The following is a 1766-nucleotide window of genomic DNA, read 5'->3' as shown; positions in this document are numbered from 1 at the left end:
ATCTGCGTGAGGCAGGTTTCAGCGAACGGCTGGCGCGACTGGTGGAATATCACGTCCAGGCCAAACGCTATCTGACCTTGCGCGAGCCGGGCTATTACGCGCGGTTGAGTGAGGCGAGTCGCAGGACGCTGGAATATCAGGGCGGGGTAATGAGCGCGGCTGAGGCGGATGCGTTCGAGGCTGATCCGTTGTGTGCGCTGAGTTTGCGCATGCGGCGCTGGGATGAGTTGGCCAAAAAGGAGGCAGTGCCGGTGATGGATCTTGCGGTGCTGAAGCGCAAGGCCTGCGCCGTTTTGTCTTGAGAGACAGGCAAGGTCGGTGCGGATGAATTGTCCTACGGTATAAAAAGAACAATCGTGCAGATAATCCGGCACGGACGGGCTAGGTTGATTGTCCGCTCATCTCACGAGACTGACCTGTATGCGTTATTTGAAAGTAACCGCCCAAGATCGGAGTACCAACAACAGAGCTGATACCGTGCTCCTGCATTTTTTCGAGGAAAGCAGCGGCGCTGAAGACACGCTCGTGCACCGCGCCTATGCACTGGATATCACCGCCGATGGAAAAGTCGATTTCCAGGCCGGCGATGCAAACTCCGACGGCAAGGAAGATATCAAGGACGAGCGCCTGCTCAAGTCATTTGCCAACACCTACCTGCAACTCAACTGGTTCAATCGTGGTAATACCTGGGACCGGTATCTGAAGATTTTCACAGAGGATTTCGCCAAGGACGGTTCACCGGACACGGTGCGCCTGCATTTCCACGAGGGCACCGGCAAACCTCAGGACAACACCATCGTCTACACCGCCTCCCACTACGACACCGACAATGATGGAACGCTGGACTGGATCATCAGTTTCGATGTGGATAACGATGGTGATCAGGATGCCGTGGATCGCAAGCTTGTTTCGCAGCTGAGTACCAGTTACGTAAAATTCAAATGGCGCTGATGATCCGCCGCATCAGATCTGTTCCGCCAGCGCCTCAACCTGCTCCTGCCTTTGCGCCTGGTTCAACTTCGCCTGCGGATTGAGCGACGACCACTGCGGATGCGCCCGGGCCTTGCCCAAGGCCTCGGGCAACTTGCCTTCGCGCCAGGTTTTATCCACAGGCGTGGCCACCTGAATGCTGTCCATCGCCGCATGCCCACGCTGATCGAGTGCCAGCAACAACTGGCGCTGGCGCAACGCCAACAGGCGCAGCACGGCGTCATCCACGGTCAATTCCCGCTGGCCTTTGATCTTGCCGAGCAGGCGACTGCCATAACTGCGCGCCGTTTGCAGCGCGCCACCGGCAATCGCGCCGGCCAGTGCCGCTGCGCCGAGAGTAATCCCGCCGACCAGTAAATCCACGCCAGCCCCGGCCGCCGCACCGGCAGCAACGCCGCCGCCGACGCGCACGCCGAGTTGTTTCAGGGTTTCCGGATTGAACAGGTCATCGCCCCAGCGCCCGTCGAGCAACGGCAAGTCACTGGCCGCCGCGTCCTGCGGGCGAAACGCGTAGAGCTTGAGCAGCGCCTCAACGCACTTCTGCTCACGCTGGCGTACAGCTTTGCGCAGTTCGCTGATCGCCTGCTGTTCCTGCTCGGCTTCGCTGACCACACTGCGCCGGCACGCGGCGCAATCGATCAGCAATTCGGCAATCAGGCGCGCGGCACTTTGCTGGCGCGCGAGGCGCTGCGCCTGCTGGTCGGCGATCAACCGCTCCAGCTGCGGCCGGGCGTTTTCCAATAGCAGGGCGAGGCTCTCGTACAAGCGCCGCTCGC

The 1766-nt window shown here is 60.4% G+C and carries 2 protein-coding genes and 1 pseudogene; 2 read left to right on the top strand and 1 reads right to left on the bottom strand.

Annotated features, from left to right (window positions below; genetic code table 11):
- Nucleotides 1–302: pseudogene (locus tag D6877_RS23325) on the top strand (phosphohydrolase); the annotation flags it as partial.
- A 118-nt stretch (nucleotides 303–420) separates the two neighbouring features.
- Complete coding sequence (locus D6877_RS23320) at nucleotides 421–951, top strand: hypothetical protein (RefSeq protein WP_129997850.1); 531 nt, start codon at nucleotides 421–423, stop codon at nucleotides 949–951.
- 12 nt (nucleotides 952–963) lie between these two features.
- On the opposite strand, the gene D6877_RS23315 is transcribed toward D6877_RS23320, so the two are convergent.
- Nucleotides 964–1766 (bottom strand): DUF3482 domain-containing protein (locus tag D6877_RS23315; protein WP_130912261.1); only part of this gene is annotated, 803 nt, incomplete at its 5' end.

The sequence above is a fragment of the Pseudomonas sp. Sample_9 genome (assembly GCF_004307535.1).
GTDB lineage: Bacteria > Pseudomonadota > Gammaproteobacteria > Pseudomonadales > Pseudomonadaceae > Aquipseudomonas > Aquipseudomonas mercuritolerans.
Note: the sequence above shows the minus strand (reverse complement) of the source record. Positions and strands in the feature narration are given on the sequence as shown.

What these genes read in the sequence shown, in the direction of transcription:
- D6877_RS23320 (WP_129997850.1), top strand. Translation starts at nt 421, where the DNA reads ATGCGTTATTTGAAAGTAACCGCCCAAGATCGGAGTACCAACAACAGA.